Raw genomic sequence first — 4,035 nt, forward strand, 5'->3', positions numbered from 1 at the left:
GACCCCGGTAGCACTGGGAGCGGAGCCCTGCCGCACGCCACCACTGGCCCCCGCTCGATCCTCCACGGAGGGGTCGAGCGGGGGCCGCTTCTTGTGCGCTCCGTGCCTTGCTAATCGACAAGGACGGCCGTAGACTCATCTTGTCAACAGAACAGGGGGTGATGAAGATGGACAAGGACCTGCGGAAGATCCTCCGGGCCGTCACTGAGGCGGGCTACATCGTGGTGATCAACAAGAAGGGCCACGCGGAGGTCTACACCGAGGACGGCGACAAGGTGACGACGTTCTCGGGGACCGCGAGCGACTGGCGCAGCAACCGCAACGCGCTGGCACCGCTCAAGCGGCGCGGGTTCCGGTGGCCGCCCAAGCGGTGACCGGCCCCGGGGCGGGAGGCATGGAAGGTGCCTCCCGCCCCGGGGGCCCACCATCATCACCCATCGCACAGGAGGAAGCCATGAAGGAGTACAACGCCCGCATCGAGTACCGCACCCGCGACGACATCGACGACCAGCTGCTCGAGGCGCTCACCGACTACGGGCCCGCCACCGGCCGCGCCGAGCGCGGCTGGGTGGAGGTGTACATCACCGTGCCGGCCACGTCGCTGCGGCAGGCGTTCACGACCGCCCTGGCGCTCGCCGAGTCCGCCACCGACGCCCCCGTGCTCGCCGTCGAGGTGCTGCCCACGGACGAGTTCGACGCGCGCCTCGGACTCGCGCCCCTGCCCGAGCTCGTCAGCGTCACCGAGGCCGCACAGTCGCTCCGGGTCAGCCGGCAGGCCGTCCTCCAGCGCCTCGAGTCCGGGACGCTGCCGGGAAGGAAGGTTGGGAACGCCTGGGTCATTCAGCGGTCGGCAGTCGTGCGCTAACCGGTGGACCCCGCCGGCCTACTCCAGCAGCGTCGCCCGACCGCGCCACGTGTCGCCGTCAAGCCGGATGTCGCACGTCCATCGGCTCCGCAGCATCGCGCCGAACCCGTTCTCCGCGTCGACGCTGCCCTCGACTTCCCATGAAGCGGGCCCGCCTGTGACCTCGACGTCTGAGAAGTCGGCGGTCGAGGGTGCGCGCAGCTGGTCGAGTAGCCACGTCTCGCACTGCGCACGGGCCTCGAAGTCTGTCGGGGGCTCCGGCCCGTCGTTGCCTCCGCCGGCCAGCACGCTGCACGCGAAGCTGCCGACCAGCACGGCGACCAAGACGCCCATGCACCCAGCGCCTCGGCGCCAACCTGACGGCGGCGTCTGCGCCCCGCCATGACCTTCAACGTCCCCCTGTGTCATCTCCGTATCGTGCCCCTTCAGACGCGACGGCACCAGGACGTTCGGCGCCCCCGACGCCGCCGCGGCATCGGCGTGACGGTCCTGCCGAACACCGACCCTCTGCCTCCGGCCGCCACATCTCCGGGGGCTTCACCTTCCCCTTGACCCCCGCATGCGCCGACGTGCACCGGCCCTGTCCCGGGAACGGCAGCCCTGTCGGCCCCCTGATCGGCGGACGCGCGGACTTGCGGCCACATGCAACACTCAGCACGTGACAGCGGAACCGGAGACCCACGACTACTCGGTGCGTGTGACGTGGCCCGTCGACGCCGCGGCGGACGCGCTCCCGGTGAACCAGGTCGCCGTTCTCCAGGGGGCTGACACTGAGTTCGGGCCCGAGGGAAGTGTCTACCTCGTCCTTGGACACGTTGCTCCACCCTTGATCCCGGACCCACTTGCAGCGGAACGGTTCTTCACCTCGGGCGAAGCGAGCCTTGATGTACGCGTCCGCGCGGCGGTGTACCTGACGCGTCCTCGCGCCATGGAGCTCTATCGAAGCCTCGGGCAGCAGTTGGAGATCATGAACTCCCGCGCCACGGGGGAGCCCACGGGCGGCACAGCATGATGAGCGGCTCCCTTCTGGTCCGTCCGGCCGGCGCCGCTGTCGCGGCCGCGATGACGTTCGCCCCTCAGGCGATCGTCACCACTGAAACCTCACGACGCGTGGAACACCTGTCGATGAGTACCTCGGACGAGGTGTGGTTCGCGCTCCCGGTGACTTCGACGACTCGAGAGGTGGTGACGGTCGTGGACGGAACAGTGACGGACCGGGCACACCTCGCTGATGACAACGCGTACTGGCAGGGGGTCCGCGCCGCCGTCTCCTCACTGTGGGCGGACGACTGGGACTCCCCTGAGGACAGCGTCTACGACACGTGGTGAGCCTCTCCGTCGAGGCTGGCGATCTCGTGCTCGTCTCCTATCCGTTCTCCGCTCACGCGGACGAGCCGTACAAGCCTCGGCCCGTGCTGGTCGTCAACGCGGTGCGCCAAGGGGACGAGACGCTCCTCTGCGCCATGGTCACCAGCAACGAGCGGCGATGGAGCCGGCCCAAGCCGGGGGACATCCGCATCGAGGAGTGGCAAGAAGCCGGCCTTCCTCTACAGTCGGTCATCCGGACTCGGCGCGTCTGGACCGCGGAGCACAGAGACCTGATCCGGGCGTTCGGCAAGGTCTCAGGGGAGACACTGGAAGCCGCTCGGACTCAGCTGATCGACCTCATCACCCGCGCCGCTTGATCGGGGGCCCGGGCCGCCAGCCGGCGCGCGCCCGGGCCCGAGGGGGGTCTAGCGGCTACGCGATGCCGCGCGAGGCGGCGACGCCGATGAGCGCGGCCGCCGCGACCGCTTCCCGGAGGTGGTCCTCGGGCATCTGCACGTAGGTGAGGGTCGTCTGGGGTGAGGCGTGGCCGAGCAGGCGCGCGGTCGCGAGGAGGTCGCGGCTCCCGGCGTAGACCCGGGTCCCGAACCGGTGGCGCAGGGTGTGCGCCGTCCAGCCCTCCGGCATGGCCCGGGCTATGAGCTTGCTCACGTGGTTCGCGGTGAGGTGGCTACCGCGCCCGTTGGGAAAGACCCACCCGGTTGCGCTCGCGATGGCGTCGGCGAGGTCGTCGTCCAGGAGCGGCACGGTGCGCTGCTTCCCGCCCTTGCCGTGGACCAGGAGCCACCCGCCGTCCAGGATGTCGTCGCGGTGCACGCACGCGACCTCTCCGGCGCGCAGGCCGGCGAGCACGGCGAGCAGGACCATGAGCCGCACGCGGTCGTCCGCGGCCGCGAGGGTGGCGCGGACGACGCTCTCCGGCGCGGGCCGTGGCCGGCCCGCCGGGACGCGGACGCCGGGCAGGTCCACGCACGGGTCGACGTCGATGTACCCGTGCCGGCGGGCCCACCGGTAGAAGCCGGCCAGGGCGGTCCGCATGGACTTCCTGGCGGCTGCGCCCTGCTGGGGGTCGCCGCGGCGGGTCGCCCGTGAGGTGCGGTCCAGCCCGGCGAGGAGCTGCTCGAGGTGAGAGCCGGTCACGGTCCACGGTGAAGGTGACCCGAGCCGGGTGGCGGCGTTGCGCAGGTAGTGCCGGTACAGCTCGACGGTCCTCGGCCGGCGGCCGGCGGCGTGCAGGCTCAGGCAGTAGGCGGCGATGGCCCGGTCCCAGGTCTGTGGCGCGGTGGTCATGGGTGACCAGGTGCCGGTCGGCGACCGCTGGGCAGTGGGGTCTGAGAAGAGGGGCTCGGCGTCGTCGGCTACCAGCCCCCTGCTGGCGGTCGTCATGGTCGGGACATCATCGACGGCGCGCAGGTGCCTGACGGGGGACTGCGCTCGCCGGGGGTGTCGCGACGATGGCACTGGACCCGAGCCCGATCCGCGATGGGTGTTGACTCAGATGGTCGCGGTGACGCGCGTGGGCCGCGCCGCCCGCTCCACCCAGCCGCCGAAGGAGCCACGGCACCGTGTGCCGGCACGGGTGCCGGGACGTCGGTGGGCGCCGAGGTAGCCCTCGGCCGGCATAGCTCGGTCCTTCGCCGGCGGCGTGTAGTTGACGAGCGGGGCCCGCGTGCCGCACTGCGGGCACGTCCCGGTCTCAGGGCCGACGCGGGTGCCCGGGTGGCCGCTCATGCGACGCCCGCGCTCTCCTGGTCGGCGACGCCGGAGCCGTGCCACGGCCCGACGACGACGTCCCCGCCGGTCACCTCGCCGGACGTGCAATCCGTAGGTTGTGGGTTCGAGCC

General features: G+C 71.4%; 8 protein-coding genes. 5 read left to right on the forward strand and 3 right to left on the reverse strand.

Annotated elements, in window-relative coordinates:
• Window positions 1–161: 161 nt before the first annotated feature.
• Entirely contained in the window at window positions 162–374 is a 213-nt protein-coding gene (locus tag N866_RS16885; protein ID WP_155855444.1) for a hypothetical protein, read from the forward strand.
• Between the two features lie 80 nt (window positions 375–454).
• The gene (locus tag N866_RS16890) at window positions 455–865 is read left to right on the forward strand and encodes a helix-turn-helix domain-containing protein (RefSeq protein ID WP_052023196.1); all 411 of its coding nucleotides are present in this window, start codon (window positions 455–457) and stop codon (window positions 863–865) included.
• An 18-nt stretch (window positions 866–883) separates the two neighbouring features.
• Here the strand turns inward: N866_RS16890 and N866_RS16895 are convergent, their stop codons facing one another.
• Window positions 884–1,198 carry a hypothetical protein gene (locus N866_RS16895; protein WP_034228654.1) on the reverse strand — a complete coding sequence of 105 codons (315 nt, stop codon included), beginning with the start codon at window positions 1,196–1,198 and terminating at the stop codon, window positions 884–886.
• A gap of 325 nt (window positions 1,199–1,523) precedes the next feature.
• On the opposite strand from N866_RS16895, the gene N866_RS16900 reads away from it, so the two are divergent.
• From N866_RS16900 to N866_RS16910, 3 genes are all read left to right on the forward strand, one after another.
• Window positions 1,524–1,877, forward strand: a complete 354-nt coding sequence (locus tag N866_RS16900; RefSeq protein ID WP_034228656.1) for a hypothetical protein — start codon at window positions 1,524–1,526, stop codon at window positions 1,875–1,877.
• 182 nt (window positions 1,878–2,059) lie between these two features.
• A complete protein-coding gene (locus N866_RS22645; RefSeq protein WP_281173276.1) occupies window positions 2,060–2,194 on the forward strand; it encodes a hypothetical protein in 135 nt (44 codons plus the stop codon).
• Window positions 2,191–2,550, forward strand: a complete 360-nt coding sequence (locus tag N866_RS16910; RefSeq protein WP_162177333.1) for a type II toxin-antitoxin system PemK/MazF family toxin — start codon at window positions 2,191–2,193, stop codon at window positions 2,548–2,550. The genes N866_RS22645 and N866_RS16910 overlap by 4 nt, the downstream gene beginning before the upstream one ends.
• 55 nt (window positions 2,551–2,605) lie before the next feature.
• Here N866_RS16910 and N866_RS16915 read toward each other — a convergent pair whose 3' ends face one another.
• The gene (locus tag N866_RS16915; RefSeq protein WP_216699477.1) at window positions 2,606–3,481 is read right to left on the reverse strand and encodes a tyrosine-type recombinase/integrase; all 876 of its coding nucleotides are present in this window, start codon (window positions 3,479–3,481) and stop codon (window positions 2,606–2,608) included.
• Between the two features lie 204 nt (window positions 3,482–3,685).
• Entirely contained in the window at window positions 3,686–3,922 is a 237-nt protein-coding gene (locus tag N866_RS16920) for a hypothetical protein (protein WP_034228663.1), read from the reverse strand.
• Window positions 3,923–4,035 lie beyond the last annotated feature (113 nt).

This window comes from Actinotalea ferrariae CF5-4 (genome assembly GCF_000603945.1).
In the GTDB taxonomy this organism is placed as follows: Bacteria; Actinomycetota; Actinomycetes; order Actinomycetales; family Cellulomonadaceae; genus Actinotalea; species Actinotalea ferrariae.